The organism is Pseudomonas pisciculturae, assembly GCF_015461805.1.
Classification (GTDB): Bacteria; Pseudomonadota; Gammaproteobacteria; order Pseudomonadales; family Pseudomonadaceae; genus Aquipseudomonas; species Aquipseudomonas pisciculturae.
The window spans coordinates 23,069-38,712 of record NZ_JACVZE010000003.1; the positions used below are offsets into that span (position 1 = coordinate 23,069).

Annotated in this window: 16 protein-coding genes; 9 read left to right on the forward strand and 7 right to left on the reverse strand. The window is 61.6% G+C overall.

All coding sequences use genetic code 11. The features are described 5' to 3' along the window. Positions 1-3 precede the first annotated feature (3 nt). The 7 genes from ICY20_RS09245 to ICY20_RS09275 are packed head-to-tail and all read left to right on the forward strand — an operon-like array spanning position 4 to position 6,463. Complete coding sequence (locus tag ICY20_RS09245; RefSeq protein WP_159962909.1) at positions 4-1,209, forward strand: type II and III secretion system protein family protein; 1,206 nt, start codon at positions 4-6, stop codon at positions 1,207-1,209. Further along, positions 1,206-2,399 carry a pilus assembly protein gene (locus tag ICY20_RS09250; protein WP_159962910.1) on the forward strand — a complete coding sequence of 398 codons (1,194 nt, stop codon included), beginning with the start codon at positions 1,206-1,208 and terminating at the stop codon, positions 2,397-2,399. Before ICY20_RS09245 ends, ICY20_RS09250 begins: the two co-directional genes overlap by 4 nt. Continuing rightward, a complete protein-coding gene (locus tag ICY20_RS09255) occupies positions 2,396-3,667 on the forward strand; it encodes a CpaF family protein (protein ID WP_159962911.1) in 1,272 nt (423 codons plus the stop codon). Before ICY20_RS09250 ends, ICY20_RS09255 begins: the two co-directional genes overlap by 4 nt. A gap of 13 nt (positions 3,668-3,680) precedes the next feature. Next, on the forward strand, positions 3,681-4,562 hold the full coding sequence (locus ICY20_RS09260) for a type II secretion system F family protein (protein ID WP_159962912.1): 882 nt from the start codon (positions 3,681-3,683) through the stop codon (positions 4,560-4,562). A gap of 1 nt (position 4,563) precedes the next feature. After that, positions 4,564-5,451: a type II secretion system F family protein gene (locus ICY20_RS09265; RefSeq protein ID WP_194937336.1), complete on the forward strand. Its 888-nt coding sequence runs from the start codon at positions 4,564-4,566 to the stop codon at positions 5,449-5,451. Between the two features lie 10 nt (positions 5,452-5,461). Beyond that, positions 5,462-6,187 carry a tetratricopeptide repeat protein gene (locus tag ICY20_RS09270; protein WP_159962914.1) on the forward strand — a complete coding sequence of 242 codons (726 nt, stop codon included), beginning with the start codon at positions 5,462-5,464 and terminating at the stop codon, positions 6,185-6,187. 9 nt (positions 6,188-6,196) lie between these two features. Continuing rightward, entirely contained in the window at positions 6,197-6,463 is a 267-nt protein-coding gene (locus tag ICY20_RS09275) for a DUF3613 domain-containing protein (RefSeq protein WP_159962915.1), read from the forward strand. 16 nt (positions 6,464-6,479) lie between these two features. Here ICY20_RS09275 and ICY20_RS09280 read toward each other — a convergent pair whose 3' ends face one another. Together ICY20_RS09280 and ICY20_RS09285 are read right to left on the reverse strand one after the other, a co-directional pair. Then, positions 6,480-7,268 carry a response regulator transcription factor gene (locus tag ICY20_RS09280; RefSeq protein ID WP_159962916.1) on the reverse strand — a complete coding sequence of 263 codons (789 nt, stop codon included), beginning with the start codon at positions 7,266-7,268 and terminating at the stop codon, positions 6,480-6,482. Between the two features lie 127 nt (positions 7,269-7,395). Beyond that, positions 7,396-7,845, reverse strand: a complete 450-nt coding sequence (locus ICY20_RS09285) for a prepilin peptidase (RefSeq protein WP_194937337.1) — start codon at positions 7,843-7,845, stop codon at positions 7,396-7,398. 72 nt (positions 7,846-7,917) lie between these two features. Here ICY20_RS09285 and ICY20_RS09290 point away from each other — a divergent pair, with 72 nt between their 5' ends. Then, positions 7,918-8,355, forward strand: a complete 438-nt coding sequence (locus ICY20_RS09290) for a TadE/TadG family type IV pilus assembly protein (RefSeq protein ID WP_159963372.1) — start codon at positions 7,918-7,920, stop codon at positions 8,353-8,355. A 14-nt stretch (positions 8,356-8,369) separates the two neighbouring features. Then, positions 8,370-11,084 carry a PAS domain-containing protein gene (locus ICY20_RS09295; protein WP_407692619.1) on the forward strand — a complete coding sequence of 905 codons (2,715 nt, stop codon included), beginning with the start codon at positions 8,370-8,372 and terminating at the stop codon, positions 11,082-11,084. On the opposite strand, the gene ICY20_RS09300 is transcribed toward ICY20_RS09295, so the two are convergent. The 5 genes from ICY20_RS09300 to ICY20_RS09320 all read right to left on the reverse strand — a co-directional run bounded on the left by ICY20_RS09300 (position 11,081) and on the right by ICY20_RS09320 (position 15,507). Beyond that, on the reverse strand, positions 11,081-13,036 hold the full coding sequence (locus ICY20_RS09300; protein WP_194937339.1) for a pilus assembly protein TadG-related protein: 1,956 nt from the start codon (positions 13,034-13,036) through the stop codon (positions 11,081-11,083). The genes ICY20_RS09295 and ICY20_RS09300 overlap by 4 nt on opposite strands. 190 nt (positions 13,037-13,226) lie before the next feature. Then, positions 13,227-13,784, reverse strand: a complete 558-nt coding sequence (locus ICY20_RS09305) for a DUF4136 domain-containing protein (protein WP_159963374.1) — start codon at positions 13,782-13,784, stop codon at positions 13,227-13,229. Positions 13,785-13,829: 45 nt separating this feature from the next. After that, positions 13,830-14,432, reverse strand: coding sequence for a DUF4136 domain-containing protein (locus tag ICY20_RS09310; RefSeq protein WP_159963375.1), 603 nt, complete (start codon positions 14,430-14,432; stop codon positions 13,830-13,832). A 24-nt stretch (positions 14,433-14,456) separates the two neighbouring features. Next, complete coding sequence (locus ICY20_RS09315) at positions 14,457-15,206, reverse strand: methyltransferase (RefSeq protein WP_194937340.1); 750 nt, start codon at positions 15,204-15,206, stop codon at positions 14,457-14,459. Next, positions 15,199-15,507, reverse strand: a complete 309-nt coding sequence (locus ICY20_RS09320) for a MazG-like family protein (protein ID WP_135291546.1) — start codon at positions 15,505-15,507, stop codon at positions 15,199-15,201. Before ICY20_RS09320 ends, ICY20_RS09315 begins: the two co-directional genes overlap by 8 nt. Between the last annotated feature and the right edge of the window lie 137 nt (positions 15,508-15,644).

A 15,644-nucleotide genomic window follows, 5' to 3' on the forward strand; every position in this document is an offset into this window, starting at 1 on the left:
CGAATGCACCAGCGCTTCGCTCTAATGGCCTGGGCCATGATGTTGTCGAGCTTGCCCCTGGGCCTGGCCGTTGCGGCACCGGGCAATTGCAGCAGCCTGGGCCAATTGCCCGCCGTGATCGAGGTGGGCGAGGGCCTGCAACAGTCACTGCAGTCACCTGTAGCAATCACGCGCCTGGCCATTGGCGATCCCAAGATCGCCGATGTGCGGGTCAACGGTGACCGTAGTTTCTTGCTGACCGGTGTGGGCAGCGGGGCCACCAGCCTGTTGGTCTGGACCGGCTGCTCGACCACGCCGCGTCAAAGCATGGTGTTCGTCAAGGGCAAGGCCACCTCGGCCTTGACCAGCCAGTCGTTGTCGCCCTCCCAAGACCCAACGCTGCCTGACCAGGTGCAAACCGACATCCGCTTTGTCGAAGTCAGCCGCACCAAGCTCAAAGAGGCCAGCACGTCGATTCTCGGCCAGGGCAAAAACTTCTTCCTGGGCAGCCCCAACCTGCTCTTCCCCACGACCACCACCCAGGCCCTGCAAATCAGCAGCTCCAACTTCAATATCGGCTTTGGCGGGGGCCGCGTCTCCGCCATGATCAACGCACTGGAAAGCAGTGGGTTTGCCTACACCCTGGCACGCCCCAGCCTGGTGGCCATGAGCGGCCAGAGCGCAACCTTCCTGGCCGGCGGCGAAGTGCCGATCCCAGTGCCCAGCGCCGGCAGCGACACCATCACCATTGAATACAAGGAGTTCGGCATTCGACTGACGCTGACCCCCACGGTGATCGATCACAACCGCATCGCGTTGAAGGTCGCGCCAGAAGTCAGCGAGCTCGATTACGTCAACGCGATCCAGATCCAGGGCATCCAGGTGCCGGCCCTGACCGTGCGCCGCACCGACACCAGCGTGTCCCTGGCCGATGGCGAAAGCTTTGTCATCAGCGGGCTGATCAGCAGCAACAACCGCTCCACCATCAGCAAGTTTCCAGGCCTGGGTGATCTGCCCATCATCGGCGCGCTGTTCAAAGATTCTGAAATCAGGGCCGAAGAAAAAGAACTGCTGATGATCGTCACGCCGCACCTCGTGCAACCCCTGGCCGCCAACGCGAGACTGCCGTCGCTGCCGGGCGAGAAACTGCGCAATTACGACCCCAATTGGTATCGGCTGTTTTTCCTGGAAACCGGTAACTTCGACCGTCGCAGTGGACTTTCCCAATGAGCGATAGCCTGAGCCAGACGTTTCTGGCCATCACCCGCAACACCACCGACCTGGAGTGGCTCCAAGGTGCCCTCGCGCCCTTGGGTCAGGTGGTCAGTGCCGGCACCGGCAACCTGGATGAGCTGCTGGCGCTGGTGGATGTAACCTTCGCCAGCCTGGTGTTCGTCGGCCTCGACCGAGAAAACATCGTCGCCCAAAGCGCGCTAATAGAGGGCGCCCTGGAAGCCAAACCAATGCTTGCCGTGGTCGCCCTGGGCGATGGCATGGACAATCAGTTGGTGATCAACGCCATGCGTGCCGGCGCCCGGGATTTCGTCGCCTATGGTTCGCGCTCCAGTGAAGTGTCGGGCCTGGTACGACGCCTGAGCAAACGCCTGCCAGCCGTGACGTCCAATGCGCAACTGGGTGGCCTGACCGTACTGTTTGGCACCCAAAGCAACGCCGACGGCGCCATGCTGGCGACGCATCTGGCGCTGGTGGTGCAAAAAAGTGGTCAGCAAACCTTGATGCTCGATCTCGGTTTGCCGCGCGGCGACAGCCTGGCGCTGATGGGCCTGGAGAGCACGTTCAATTTCGGTGACGCGCTGCGCCATCTGCGCCGCCTCGACAGCACGCTGATCAACAGCGCCTTCACGAAAACCTCGGAAGGGCTACGCATCCTGGCCTACGCCACGGGCGATGACCCGCTCAAACTGACCAGCGCCGCCGAGCTGTTCATGCTGCTCAGCGCCTTGCGCCAACACTTCCAGCACATCGTCGTGAACATCACCGGCCAACCGGACAGCGAGGCGCTGCGCACCTTTGTCAGCCACTGCGACAAGCTGTTGTGGTGCACTGACCAGAGCGTGCTGGACTGCCGGCGCAACCTCGCGATCTTGAACCGCTGGCGCGAAAAAGGCATGAAACTGGACCATGCCAAATTGTTGATAGACCGCTACATCAAATCCTGCGCCCCCGATACCGAAGCCCTGGAAAAAAGCTTCGGGCTTGAATGCGTCGCCGTGCTGCCGTTGAGCGCCGAGCTGCGCCTGAACGTGAAAAACCAGGGCCAGACCCTCTTCACCCTGGCCCCTCGCGAGCCCTTGACCCAAGCCGTGAAAACCCTCGGCGAGCGCCTGGCAAAACGCTCAGAAGGCCTTGAGAAACCGTCGATGCGTTGGTTCGAACGCTTGCTGGGGTCTGGGCGATGAGCAGCGAAAAACTCTTTGGCGGCCCGGCCCGCAATGCCGTCGGCAACACCGACCACGATGGTCTGAAACTGGTGCTGCATCGCTACATCATTGATGCCATCGAAGAGTCGGGGCAGAACCTGCTCGAAGGCACGCGCCAAACCCTGGCGCAGTTTGTCATCGACAAGGTGTCCGAATACATCATGCGCATGCGCCTGGCGATCTCGCGTTATGAGATGGAGCGCCTGGCCGAAGAGATCGTTGACGAACTCACCGGCTTCGGCCCGCTGGAAGTGCTGCTGCGCGACCCGGCGGTGACCGAGATTTTGGTCAACGGCCCGCATCGGGTGTTTGTCGAGCGTGATGGCCTGCTGCATCAAAGTGACCTGCGTTTTATCGATGACCACCATGTTGAGCGGGTAATGCAGCGCATCCTTGCGCCCTTGGGAAGGCGCCTGGATGAGTCTTCGCCGATGGTTGACGCGAGGCTGCCCGATGGCAGCCGGGTCAACGCCATCATTCCGCCGATTGCCCTGGACGGCCCGTGCCTGTCGATTCGTAAGTTTCGCAAGGACATGCTCAAAAGCAGCGACCTGGTGGCGATGCAAACCATCGATCAAAGTATTTTTGAGTTCTTCCGGGAGGCCGTGGGCAAGCGCTGCAACATCCTGATCAGCGGCGGTACGGGTACGGGTAAAACCACCTTGCTGAATATTCTCAGCCAGTTGATCAACCCCCATGAACGGCTGGTGACCATCGAAGACGTCGCCGAACTGCAACTGGGCCACCCCCACGTGGTGCGCCTGGAAACCCGCCCGCCCAATGCCGAAGGGCACGGCGAAGTGCGCTCCAGTGACTTGATCCGCAACGCCCTGCGGATGCGCCCAGACCGCATCATCCTCGGTGAGATTCGCGGCGTCGAAGTGCTCGACGTGATGACCGCGATGAACACCGGTCACGATGGCTCCATGAGCACCGTGCACGCCAACAACGCCCAGGATGCGCTGCTGCGTCTCGAAACCCTGGTGGGCCTGACCGGCCGCGTGATCGCTGAAAAAACCCTGCGCCAGATGATCTGCGCCGCCCTCGACGTGATCATCCAACTGACCCGTATGCCCGATGGCCGGCGCTGCGTCAGTGAGGTGGTGGAAGTAGTGGGCATCCGCGATGACGTGTATGTCACCAATACGTTGTTCCGTCTCGACCGACGTACCGGCTTCGGCTTCCTGCGCGAAGCGATCAACCCGGCCGGCGACAAACTGCGCCGCGAGACGGCCTTGCCGCACTAGGGAGGACGCATTGATGACCGGGCCTATCCTGCTGCTGATCTGCATCATTCTGATCGGCCTGTCGTTGCGGATGTTTCAATCCAGCGTGCGCCAAGCCAATACTCAACGTGTGCTCGAACGCCTCGGCGACGGCCAACCGGTGGCGCAAGAACTCAACAGCGCCTGGGCACCGCTGGAACGTATGTTTTTGCGCGCAGGCATGGGCAAGCCCACCGAGCACCTGGGCCTGTGGTTTGCCGGCTGGGCCGTGAGCGCCTTGCTCGGCTTTGTGCTGGGTGACTGGCTGGGGCTGCTGACCATGCTTGTGCTGCCGCCGTTGCTGTTGCGTGTGTACATCGGCTGGCGCTACCAACGCCGGGTGCAGCGGATGATCGAGCAATTGCCCCAATTACTGGACCACAGCGTGCGCAGCCTCAAGTCGGGCCGAACCCTGGCGGATGCGGTGCTCGGCGGCATCGAAACCGCTGAAGACCCACTCAAGCAGGCCATGAGCCGTATCCAGCGCAACGTGCAAATGGGCGTCAGCCTGCCGGAGTCCGCCAGTGACTTTGCCGAGTTTTATGAGCAGGACGAATTTCGCTTGTTTGCCTTGGGCCTGAAGGTCAACCACCGGTATGGCGGCAATGCCAGCGAGCTGCTGGAAAACCTGATCAAGATGATTCGCGAGCGCGAGCAAGGCGCCCGTCAACTCAAGGCCATGACCGGTGAAACCCGCATGACTGCCTACGTGCTGGCGGGTTTGCCGGTGCTGATGGTCGGCTACTTTCTAGCGGTCAACCCTGGCTACCTGATGACCATGTGGAACGACGGCACCGGGCGTTATCTGTTACTGGGCGCGCTGGGCATGGACCTCTCGGGTACCTGGCTGATGTGGCGCATGTTGCGGAGTATTTGATATGGCCCTGGTGATCTGCGCCTTTCTATTGCTGGCCGCCATCGCTTTGCTGGTGGACCAGGTGCTGCAACGGCGACGCAATGTACGTGTGGTCACGCAGCGCTTGCAGGGCAACTTGGGCCGTGAGCGCAAACTGGGCAGTTTCATGCGCCAGCTGGGCGCCAGTTCGCTCGCCCAGCGCTCGGTCAGCCTGGACAACGAAACCCAGACACTGCTTAACCGGCTCGGCTGGAGAAAGGCCAACCAGCGCTCAATGTTCGCAGCCTTCCAGATCGGGTTGCCCATCGTACTGCTGGGCGTCACGTTGATCGGCCAGGAACTGATTTTCCCTGACAATGACGCGACTTGGGTTGCCCCTATCATTGCCCTGGGCATCGGTTACCTGGTACCCAAACGCGTGCTCGCCGCCGCCGCAAAAAACCGCCAGCAACGCATTGCCCGTGAGATCTCCACCTTTATCCCACTGCTGCGCATCCTGTTCGAATCAGGCATGGCCGTTGAACAATCGCTGCGGGTGATGAGTACTGAGGCCCAAGGACTGCTCCCCGATGTCACCCATGAGCTGCGCCTGATCCTGGCACGGGTCGACTCCGGCCTTGAGCTGAGCGAAGAGCTGGGCAAGACCGCCCGGCTGCTGGCGGTGGATGAGTTCACCGACACCACCATCATCCTCCAGCAATTGATCCACCAGGGCGGCGGCGCGATGAAATCGCTGCTGGCGCTCAAGCAACTGCTCGATGACCGGCGCCTGACTCGCCTGCAAGAGTTCATCTCGAAGATGTCGGCGAAGATGTCGGTGGTGATGATGGTGTTTTTGTTTCCCGCTTTGCTGACTGTGCTGGGCGGCCCGGCGTTTATCGCCATCGCCCGTGCCCTGAACAACCTTTGAGGAACGCTGGATGAAAGTACTGACTGCCACCTTGAGCCTGATGTTGCTGGCCGGCTGCGCCAGCAATGGTCAAACACCCTGGTCTGCATTGATGACCCCCGGCAGTTGCTCCAAGCCCAGCTCCGACCAGCAGTTGTCGCTGAGCCTGGCCGATGACATGGCCAACGAAGGCAAGCTGCATGCAAGCCTGGCCAACCTGCAAAGCCTGCCCGACAGCCTGCCCCAGGTGCGCCAGCGCAAAGCACGCGCCTATCGCTTGCTGGGGCGCAGCGAGGCCGAGCCGTTGTACCGCAGCTTGCTGGGCACCTGCCTGGCGGCCGACGGTGAACACGGCTTGGGGCAGCTCGCTTCGGCCAGGGGTGATAACGCCCAGGCCACAACCCACCTGCAACGCGCCGCGCGGCTGGCGCCGACCGACGAAAAAATCCGCAACGACCTGGGGGTGGTGTACCTCGACCAACTGCGCCTGGAAGAAGCACGCTTTGAATTCATGACGGCCATCGAACTCAAGCAGACCGACCCATTGGCCGCCGTCAACCTGGTGACCTTATTGATCTACCAGGACAACTGGGGGCAGGCAGCGCAGTTGGTCAGCCAGCTCGGCCTGAGCCCCGAGCAAGTTACCCAAGCCCAGGCCCGGGCCCAACGGCTCAAGGCCTCAAGCACCGCGCCCGCACGCACGCGCAAGGATCAAGTGGCAGTGGTTGGCGATACTGCGCCGGCTACCGCGAAATAGGAGTTGATGATGAAAGCCCACTACCTCGTCGGTCTGGCCCTGCTGCCCCTGATAGCTCACGGGATCGAGTCTGGCCCTTCGTCCCCGCAACAGGCCGAGACAGAAAACTGGATGGCCTTGCAGCTCAGTGGCCGAGTGGCCTCGCCCATCGTGCAAAAGACCTCCCCCGCCGAACGCGAACAGGCCCTTCAGCGCTGGCTGGACAGCAACAAGCATCCGATTCCGGAATATTTTGAGCAGAAGCAGGGCGGGACTTCACAGGGCGGGAGCAAATGACCCCCGCCCGCAAGGGTCAGTGCGCGGTCACACGCTGGCGCATCGCCGAATTGCTCGGCGAGAGCGCCAACGCGAGTTGCGTACGGTTATGCATATGAGTGAGGCGCAGTACCTGTGAAACATAGAGCTTGACCGTGTTTTCGGTAATCCCCAGTTCACAAGCGATCTGGTAATTGGTCTGCCCCTTGCCCACCAGGCGCGCCACGTCCATCTGCCGCGGCGACAGCTGGGTGAAGATCGTCGGCAGTTCAAGCGACGCGGCGTCGTCGGCTGCACGCTCGCCGTCGATGTCTACAACGGCCACCGGGCTGCGGCGCACTTTATCGAGGTCTTGATACAGGTCGTCAATCGACTCGGAAAGGTACTGCAACTTCTGGTTCAGATGCCCCAGGTGCAGCTCCTTTTGCCGCTCTTGCAGCGCGACTTCCTGGCGTTGCAGGCCTTCGAGCAATTCGTCGAGGTTGATCGGTTTCTGGTAGTAATCCGAAATGCCCGCTCGCAGCGCCTTGATCACGTCTTGCTTGTCGGCCTGGCCGGTCAGCATGATCGCTTCGAATGCCCGTTGGCGCCCCGCAACACGTTGCATGGCCTGCACCAGCTCGATGCCATCCATATCCGGCATATGCAGGTCACACAGCACCAGCCCGATCTCTGCATCCTCGCCAAAGCGCCGAAGCGCCTGTTGGCTAGACTCACAGGGAACGCAGCGATAGCCGCTGCTTTCGATAAATTCGCAGAGCTCTTCCACGATCAGCGGCTGATCGTCGACCACGAGCACCTTAATTGCAGAGGTAAGCTTGTTCACGCGCTACTCCATGCCTGGCAAGCCAATGAGGTTGACCTATCCTTTTTGACGACAAATCCTACGCACTTACTTAATAAAACTAGCTCTACTTTCCGACTATGTACATAGCAGTAGAGCGGCCGTGCGACTAATGGATCCAAAGCCAGTACAGCGCAAAGCCTGTCAAAACAAACGGTGCAAATGGCTGTTTTATTGACGCGCCCGTTGCGGGTACCCAGGCAAACCGGCTAAACCCTTGAACTATAAGCCACCACCCTCCCAGGGCCAGTCCCGCGCCCACCAGTGTGACCAGCAAACCCTCGACGCCAGAGGCCAATGCCAACGCCGCCAACAGCTTCACATCGCCCGCGCCGAAATGGCCGAGCGCGTAACCCGGCAGCGTCAGCAATAGCACCAGCCCAAATGCCCAGGCGGCATCGCTGGCGGGGAACCCTAGCCAGCTCACACCGACCCAGAGCAGGTAAATCAAGGCCAGCAGGCCCACCCCCAGGGTCAGCCCATTGGCAATTTGCCGCTCACGCAGATCCTGGATCGCACACAGCGCCAGCCACACCACTACTACCCAGCCCTGGATCACTTAAAAAACATCCCTTTTCGGCAAATGATTCTATGCTGATATCAAGCAGTAGCCGTCAGGGTAGACGCAGTCATGACATCGGGCCTCCCTAAATCGCAAAAAGGTGCCGCGGCGATCGAATTCGCCTTGGTATTCGTGATTTTTTTTGCCGTGCTCTACGGACTGATCAGCTATAGCTTGCCGTTGCTGCTGATGCAGTCGTTCAACCAGGCAGCCGCCGACGGTGTGCGCCGCAGTGTCGCGCTCGACCCCGCCACCACAGGCTACCCGGCCCTGGTCATCCAGCGCGCCAAAGCCACCGTGCTGTTGCAACTGAACTGGATACCCGCCCAATTCAAGTTTCTGCCCGAACACGTGACCGCCACCTACGACGGCACCACGCTGACCGTAAAAATCAACTACCCATCCGCCAACCTCAATGCAGTGCTACCCGCGTTGGTGCTTCCGGGCATTGGCAAAGTACCTAACCTGCCGGCCAATCTCACTGCACAGTCGAGCCTGCAATTTTGACCCTGGGGAACAACATGCTCGAACGCTTGCTGGGGCAACACGTGACGCTGCCACTGGACACCCCGCCCCTGCCAATAGCCGGGCTGCAACTGCAACTGGATGACCACGGCCATGTACTGAACATTGCCGGCACCCTGCGTGCGCAGTTGGCGCCATTGCACGGTGCAGAGGCCCCACCGACCCTGCGCGCACTGCTCTGCGCCCAAAGCGCCCTGAGCATCGAGGGCCAGCCCGCCGATTGGTCACGGCATAGCCTCGATCTGGATTTCCAGGGTGTCGGCGGTCGCGTGCTGCACACCCGTGGCGGCGTAGAGCGCAACGACGCTGGCTGGCTGTTGCGGCTGCTCGACATCGGCGACCTGTTGGCCGACCGACAACACACGCAACAGCGCGAGTTCACCCACCAGTTGGCGTTCCAGATCAGCCATCAACTGCGCATCTGCACCCTCGGCCGCTTGCGCGACGTGTTCGACGAACACCTGGGCAGCGTTGCCGAGCATTGGCACATCCCATGCTTGGCCATGGCCTTGCGCGACGCCGACGGGCAAGGCTGGCGCATCTACGCGCAGTACACGGCGCACGATGCCCCCGCCCTGTGGCAAACCGGCCAGCACCTGGGCAACAGCCTTGCGCACCTGAGCGCGCCGGTGAGGCTCGATATCCACCACGGCCACAGCGACCACCCACAATTAAACAGCCTGTTCGGTAGCAGCAGCGCGTTTCTGGTGCCCTACCATGATGACCACGAGGTGGCCGCCTGGCTGCTGTGCGGTGTCTATACCAATCATGCGCAAACCCCCGACAGCGACTGGCTGAACCTGACCGCCGCACTGGCAGCGCCCCTGCTCGCCCGCTTGCAGGAGCAACGCCATCAACAACACCAGGACCGGGACGATGCCTTGCAGGGCCTGCTGGGCACCGGTTGGTGGGAACTGCTGCCCGCGTCCGGCGAGATCCAGCTTTCACCGCAACTGTTGCACGGCCTGACGCAGGAAGACGGCTTGCCGCGCCTGAGCATGGACAGCTGGCTGGAGCTGATCCACCCGGCCGACCGCCAGGAACTCGACAGTCGCCTGCAAGACCTGCTGACCCTGGGCAAACCGCTGCTCACCAGCGTGCGCCTGCAACGCACCGACACCGACCAGACCCCACTGTGGTATCGCGTACAAGGCCAACAGTTGGGGGCTGGAAACAAGCGACGCTGGATCGGCGTCATGCTCGACATCAGCGACATCAAGAACCAACAACTGCAAGCCGCCGCCGCCCATGCGCGCCTGGATAACCTGATCGCCAGCTCGCCGGCGGTGATCTACGTGCAGCGCTACGTCAGCGGCGCGCTGCACCCGGTGTATTTCAGCGACAGCCTGTTGCCACTGCTGGGCTGGACTCTGGCCGAATGCAACCACGACAACCTTCCCGCGCTCATCCACCCCCAAGACCGCGACCTGTATTTCGAACGTACCCGCCAGTTGCTGCGCGAAGGCACTGCCCGCAGTCGCTACCGAGTGCGGGATAAACAGGGCAATTACCACTGGTTGCTGGACGAAGCCAAATTGCTGCGTGACGACCTCGGCCTGCCGGTGGAAGCGGTCGGCCTCTGGCTCGACGTCACCGAAGCCACGCTGGCGGCCGAACAGGTCAAGCAAAGCGAAGAACGCTATCGCATCTTGGTGGAAGACTCGCCGGCGATGATCTGCCGCTACCGCCCGGACCTTACACTGACCTTCGGCAACACCCCGCTGGCCAACTACCTGGAGTGCGCGCCCGCGCAGTTGCCCGGGCTGAACCTGGGGGATTGGCTGTCGGACGAACAGCAGCACGCCTTCGTGCAGCGCATCAGCCGCCTGACCCCGGAGTTTCCGGTCAGCACCGCCGAGATCAGCCTGCAACTGCCCGGCCGCGAGCACGCTTGGTGGGTGTGGTCGGACCGCGGTGTATTTGACGAGCAGGGCCGTCTGCTGGAAGTGCAGGCCGTGGGCCGCGACAACACCGAAGTACGGCGCTCCCAGCAACAACTGACCCAAAGCGCAAAAATGGCCACCCTCGGCGAGATGGCCACCGGCCTGGCCCACGAGATCAACCAGCCGCTGAACGTCATGCGCATGGCCATTACCAACGTGCTCAAGCGCTTGAGCAATGGCGATGTGCAAGTGGACTACCTCACGGAAAAACTCCAGCGCATCGACGCCCAGGTGCATCGCGCCGCTCGGGTGGTCGACCACATGCGTGTGTTTGGCCGCCGCTCGGAAATCGAGCAACAACCCTTCGACCCTGCACAGGCACTGGAGGGCACGCTGTCACTGCTCAGCGAAGGCCTGCGCGGCAAAGGCGTGGATGTGCGCCACACCCCGGCGGGCGTCGCGGTACAGGTCAATGGCTACGCCGACCAGTTGGAGCAGGTGTTGATCAACCTGATGGTCAACGCCCGTGACGCGCTGTTAAGCCAACGTGAAAAACAGCCAGACCTTCACCCCTGGATCGCCGTGCACACCGAGCACGACAGCCGCCACGTGCGCATCTGGGTCGAAGACAACGGCGGCGGCATCGACCCGCGCCTGCTGGAACGGATTTTCGAGCCGTTCTTCACCACCAAACCGATTGGCGTGGGCACCGGCCTTGGGCTGTCAGTGAGCTACGGAATCATCGAAAACATGGGCGGGCGCCTGAGCGTCACCAACGGCAACGAAGGCGCCCGGTTTTGCGTGGAGTTGCCGCTGGCCCAGGCTTAGATCACCAGGTACGCACGGCCCATATGGCAGGTGAGGTTGGCGCCGACTTCGGCGTTGCCAAGGCTGATGCCGAGGGCCTTGAGCACCGTGTTGACGATAGGGTCGAGCAACGGTGAGAGCAGGCTCTTGATCGCGGTCACCAACGTCGTGGTAATCGTCGTCAGCAGGCTCGCCACCCCCTGAAGTGCCGAACTCGATACCGTGCCGGTAGGCGGTATATAGGTGACCTGTAGCGCACCCACCGTATTGGCCAGGCTGCCGACAATATCGGTACTGGACGAGAATGATTTATAGGTGGGTGTCGTGTTCATTTCATTGACTGGCGAATAGACCAGGCTTTGACTGCTGCCCGCCACTTGCGCATGCCCCACCGTCAACGCCAGCCCCCCTCCCGCGCCAGCCTTACGGGCCCCACAACCGAATATCCCCGCACAGGTCTGGATGCCTATATCAATCAAACGGGCCGGATTGACCGTAACCGCTGCGCTAGAAGAAAACGCCGTAGCCGGGTCGATTTGGCCGATGGACACATCGGCGAGCGCCGAACTGGCCATGACCGTCAGGGATTTGGTTGCGGGGCTGTCGCAGTTGTAACCCGAGACATAGCTGCTTGCACTGGCCACTTCAATATTGATGTTCAGGCTGGAGAGCAACTGCACATCGGTATGGTCGCAAGGTTTCAACAACAGGCATAACAGTGGGTCCAGCAGCCCCACCAGGTTCAGATGCAGCAGGTTATTCACGACGCCGGTCACCGGGGTGGTGAGCTGAGAGACCCCGGATATCAGGCCCGAAACCGTCTTGAGCACCGTCAAATCAACGGTCACCAGCGTGCGCACCTGCGCTGTGCGTACAAAAATCTGATCCACCTTCGGCGTTTTATTAAAGCCTTTGACCGCCTTGGACGGGTCGCCCACCGCCGACAACTGCGGCGGTTCGATAACCTTGGTCTGGATCGACACATTGCCCACCAACGGCACGCTCAGCGTGGCCGCCGCGCTCACGGCACTCTTGCTGCTCGACAACTGGGCGATGCCTTGCAGCAACTGAAACAACTGCACATTGGTATTCAACGCCGCCGTCGGCGTACCGGACGCAACGTTCAGCAGGTTCCCCAGGGTCAGCACCTTGGTATTGGGCGCGATGGCTTTGATCGAGAGCACATCGTTGATGACCGCCGTCGCTACGTTGCCGTTTTTTTGCAGCACTTTGACTGCCGCGTCGATCAATTGGGTGGCGGTGAGCGATGTATTCAACAAGGTGTTGTAGTCGCCGGCCTGCAGGTTCAGGGAAACGGCCAATTGGTCGAGGTAACTGAGAAGGTTCACATTGGTGCCCAGCAGGCCATTCCAACCGGCCGCCGTGATCGACAGGCTGCCGCCGAGCAGATTGCCAAGGGCGAAATTCAGCAGCGGTGACTTGGTGGAATCCACCGTCGCCAGGCTACTGCGGATGGTCAACTGCGCCACCGGCGGGCCCAGTGCGGCAACGGCCGTAGCGCTGAGGGTGGTTTGGGCGGCGACCGGCGCGCCGCTGAACAGGTTCCAGATACCGTTGGCTACGCCGGTCACGACCTTGCGGCTGGCTATCACGCGTATCGCATCGCTTTTGCTGGCATCGGCGGTAAATACGCGAAGGTTGCTGGCATTGGTCGGTATGGTGCCGCAGGCCACCTCCAGGGTGCGGGTGGCGTCACCCGCGATGACGACAAAACCGTTACGCGTAGCGTTCTGCTTGGCGTAGTCATTGGCGGTGGTACTGGCGCCACACTGCCCTCCACGGTTGGCCGCTTCGAGCGCCGCCGTATCGGCCACGGACTGCAATTTGCGCTTTTCGAGGTACAGGCGACCGCTGTCCACCGCCAGCAGCATGAATACCAGGCCCATCGCCAGGGTACCCGCCGCCATCAAGCCAATCGCACCGCGTTGTCTGGAACGAAGTCGGGGAGACATCGAGCACTCCTTAGCACTTACTCTCCGTGGGTGAATTGGAGTGTAGACAAGGCTTGGCGGGTGTGTGGCTGACATATAACAAATGTGGGAGGGGGCTTGCCCCCGATGGCGGTGTATCAGTCAAGACATCATTAACTGAACCACCGCTATCGGGGGCAAGCCCCCTCCCACAGGGGATTTGTAGTGTTGTTTAGTGCGGGGGATAGCTGGAGAGGATGCGCGTGATAGTCGTGCGAATGGCATTACTGCGATCCTGCGGGTTCGGCGTGCTGCTCATCATCTGCTCGTCACTGCCGCGCCACACCAGTTTGCCGTCCTTGCCGTCAAGCAGGTCGATCTGCAGGGTCGCCACTTTGTAGGTGATGTTGCGCGTTTCGTTGTACATCGGCGCGCCCCAATAGCCATTCCACGGGCCGCCCCAGGCGCCGCCGTAGTTGGTGGTGACTTGTTGCTGGCGATCTTCGACGATCAGGTAGGCCTGTACGTTCAGGTCGGCCTTGGTACCGGCGGCGGCCGGACGCAGGCCGCGCTGGTCGAGTTGCTCGGCCACGGCCTGGCGGATACGTTGCTCGGTGAGGTCGCTCTTGATACGCGGGTCATCCGGGCGGTATTGCAGCGCCGGGTCTTTCCAGGCCCAGTTGCGGTAGGCGCCGAAGTCTCGGCTGGCGTCAAAATCGTGGTTGACCTGGCTGGTCTGGCAGCCGCCCAGCAGCACGATAAAAGCGAGCGTTGCGATACGACGAAACATGGTTGTTCTCCAAAGAGCGAACGGCGCTTGAGATGAGAATAGCGTCTAACTGGGCGGGTAAGCAGCCATGGCCTTTTGCACGGCCTGGCGCAACGCATCGGCGCGCTCGCTGAGGCTACCGTTGCTGGCGGTTTCGGCGCTGGTACTCCACACCGGCTGGCCGCTGCGGGCGTCGAACAGGTTTACTCTTACCACCGCCACCGTCACTTCATAGGTACGCACGATGGGCACCGAGTTGTACATGCCGTAGCCGTTGCCATAGCGGTTGTAACCGCCGTAACCGTACCCGTAGTCATCCTGCACTTGCTTGAGGCGCTTCTCCTGACGCACGTCGGCGCTCACCAGCAAGTCGGGCTGACGCTTGTCATGCAAAGGGCGCAGGCCGCGTTGGTCGAGGGCGCCACTGACGGCTTCGGCAATTTGCGCCGAATCAGCCCACGCCGAGCCCGCCGGAAGCTGACCGTTGCGCCAGGCCCAACTGCGGTAGGCGCCATAATCGCGCACCGGCGCGGGGTAAGCGCTGGCATCAAAGGTAGTGGCCGCTTGGGGCGGTGCCGGTGGGATGGGCGCCGACGCGGCCACGTAAGGGTTGGGGCTGGAGCAAGCCGCCAAACCGAGAGACAACAGGATCAAACAGAGACGACGCATTTCGACCTCCGCAGACTGGGCCGCTTAAACCGGACGGCAGATCCAGTGCAAATAACGCCCAAGTCCGGCAAAGCTTGGGTGACGACGGTGAGCGAGTTCCATCTCCAACAAGTCCTGTAGATCAGCGCGGGCCTGGAATTCCACCGGCATATAGTCGTGGAACACCCGCACGCCACTTTGGCTTTCGACCTGCCAAAGCCCTGCGAGTTGCGCCGCCAGTTCACGTGGGTCCAGCGGCTGTTGCGGGGTGAGGCTTTGTTTTTCACCGGCCATGTCGTTCTTGCGCATTTTTCGGAAGTGGCCTTTGAGCAAATTACGGTAGATCAGCGCATCGCGGTTGTAGAACGCCAGGGACAACCAGCCACCGGGCACCGTAAGTTGATGCAACACCGGCAGGATCGCGTGGGGCTCGGCCAGCCATTCCAGCACCGCATGGCACAGCACCAGGTCGTAGGGCTCGGTGAGTTGGCCGAGCAGGTCTTGCCAGGGCGCGTGGATAAAGGTCGCGGTTTGCCCGGCGTCGGCGAAGCGTTGGCGTGCGCCTTCGAGCATCGGCTCGGCGGGCTCGGCCAGCGTGACTTCATGGCCTTGCTGCGCCAGCCACAGCGACATGTGGCCCAGGCCCGCGCCAATATCCAGCACCCGTAACGGGCGTTTGGGCAGCGCTTCAGTCAGGTCGGCCTGGAGCACCGCCAGGCGAATCGCACCTTTGGCGCCGCCGTAGATCTTCTCGGCAAAGCGCGTGGCCAACTGGTCGAAATGACGATCACTCATGGGCAAACCGCCGTTCGCTGTCGGCCAACTTGGCGCGCACCACCTCGTTCATGTCCAGGCCCAACTCACTGCACAGCAACAGCAGGTACAACACGATATCGCCCACTTCCTGCCCGGCATGGGCGAGTTTATCGGCGGGCAACTGGCGGGACTGGTCTTCGGTGAGCCATTGGAAGATCTCCACCAGCTCGGCCATTTCCACACTGGCGGCCATGGCCAGGTTTTTCGGGCTGTGGAACTGCTTCCAGTCGTTGTTATCGCGGATGCGATGCAGGCGTTCGGTGAGGTGTTCGAGGTTCATGCGGGGGCTCCTGAAGGTGAGTAGCTTCGGGGGGATTGGCTTTGAAGGCAAGTGAACCTTTAGGCCGCCATCGGGGGCAAGCCCCCTCTCACACTTGATTTGTGAATACCTTCAAATGTGGGAGGGGGCTTGCCCCG

What these genes read in the sequence shown, in the direction of transcription:
- ICY20_RS09270 (WP_159962914.1), top strand. Translation starts at nt 5,462, where the DNA reads ATGAAAGTACTGACTGCCACCTTGAGCCTGATGTTGCTGGCCGGCTGC.
- ICY20_RS09310 (WP_159963375.1), bottom strand. Translation starts at nt 14,432, where the DNA reads ATGCGTCGTCTCTGTTTGATCCTGTTGTCTCTCGGTTTGGCGGCTTGC.
- ICY20_RS09260 (WP_159962912.1), top strand. Translation starts at nt 3,681, where the DNA reads ATGACCGGGCCTATCCTGCTGCTGATCTGCATCATTCTGATCGGCCTG.
- ICY20_RS09245 (WP_159962909.1), top strand. Translation starts at nt 4, where the DNA reads ATGCACCAGCGCTTCGCTCTAATGGCCTGGGCCATGATGTTGTCGAGC.
- ICY20_RS09275 (WP_159962915.1), top strand. Translation starts at nt 6,197, where the DNA reads ATGAAAGCCCACTACCTCGTCGGTCTGGCCCTGCTGCCCCTGATAGCT.
- ICY20_RS09290 (WP_159963372.1), top strand. Translation starts at nt 7,918, where the DNA reads ATGACATCGGGCCTCCCTAAATCGCAAAAAGGTGCCGCGGCGATCGAA.
- ICY20_RS09255 (WP_159962911.1), top strand. Translation starts at nt 2,396, where the DNA reads ATGAGCAGCGAAAAACTCTTTGGCGGCCCGGCCCGCAATGCCGTCGGC.
- ICY20_RS09265 (WP_194937336.1), top strand. Translation starts at nt 4,564, where the DNA reads ATGGCCCTGGTGATCTGCGCCTTTCTATTGCTGGCCGCCATCGCTTTG.
- ICY20_RS09305 (WP_159963374.1), bottom strand. Translation starts at nt 13,784, where the DNA reads ATGTTTCGTCGTATCGCAACGCTCGCTTTTATCGTGCTGCTGGGCGGC.
- ICY20_RS09300 (WP_194937339.1), bottom strand. Translation starts at nt 13,036, where the DNA reads ATGTCTCCCCGACTTCGTTCCAGACAACGCGGTGCGATTGGCTTGATG.
- ICY20_RS09250 (WP_159962910.1), top strand. Translation starts at nt 1,206, where the DNA reads ATGAGCGATAGCCTGAGCCAGACGTTTCTGGCCATCACCCGCAACACC.
- ICY20_RS09320 (WP_135291546.1), bottom strand. Translation starts at nt 15,507, where the DNA reads ATGAACCTCGAACACCTCACCGAACGCCTGCATCGCATCCGCGATAAC.
- ICY20_RS09295 (WP_407692619.1), top strand. Translation starts at nt 8,370, where the DNA reads ATGCTCGAACGCTTGCTGGGGCAACACGTGACGCTGCCACTGGACACC.
- ICY20_RS09315 (WP_194937340.1), bottom strand. Translation starts at nt 15,206, where the DNA reads ATGAGTGATCGTCATTTCGACCAGTTGGCCACGCGCTTTGCCGAGAAG.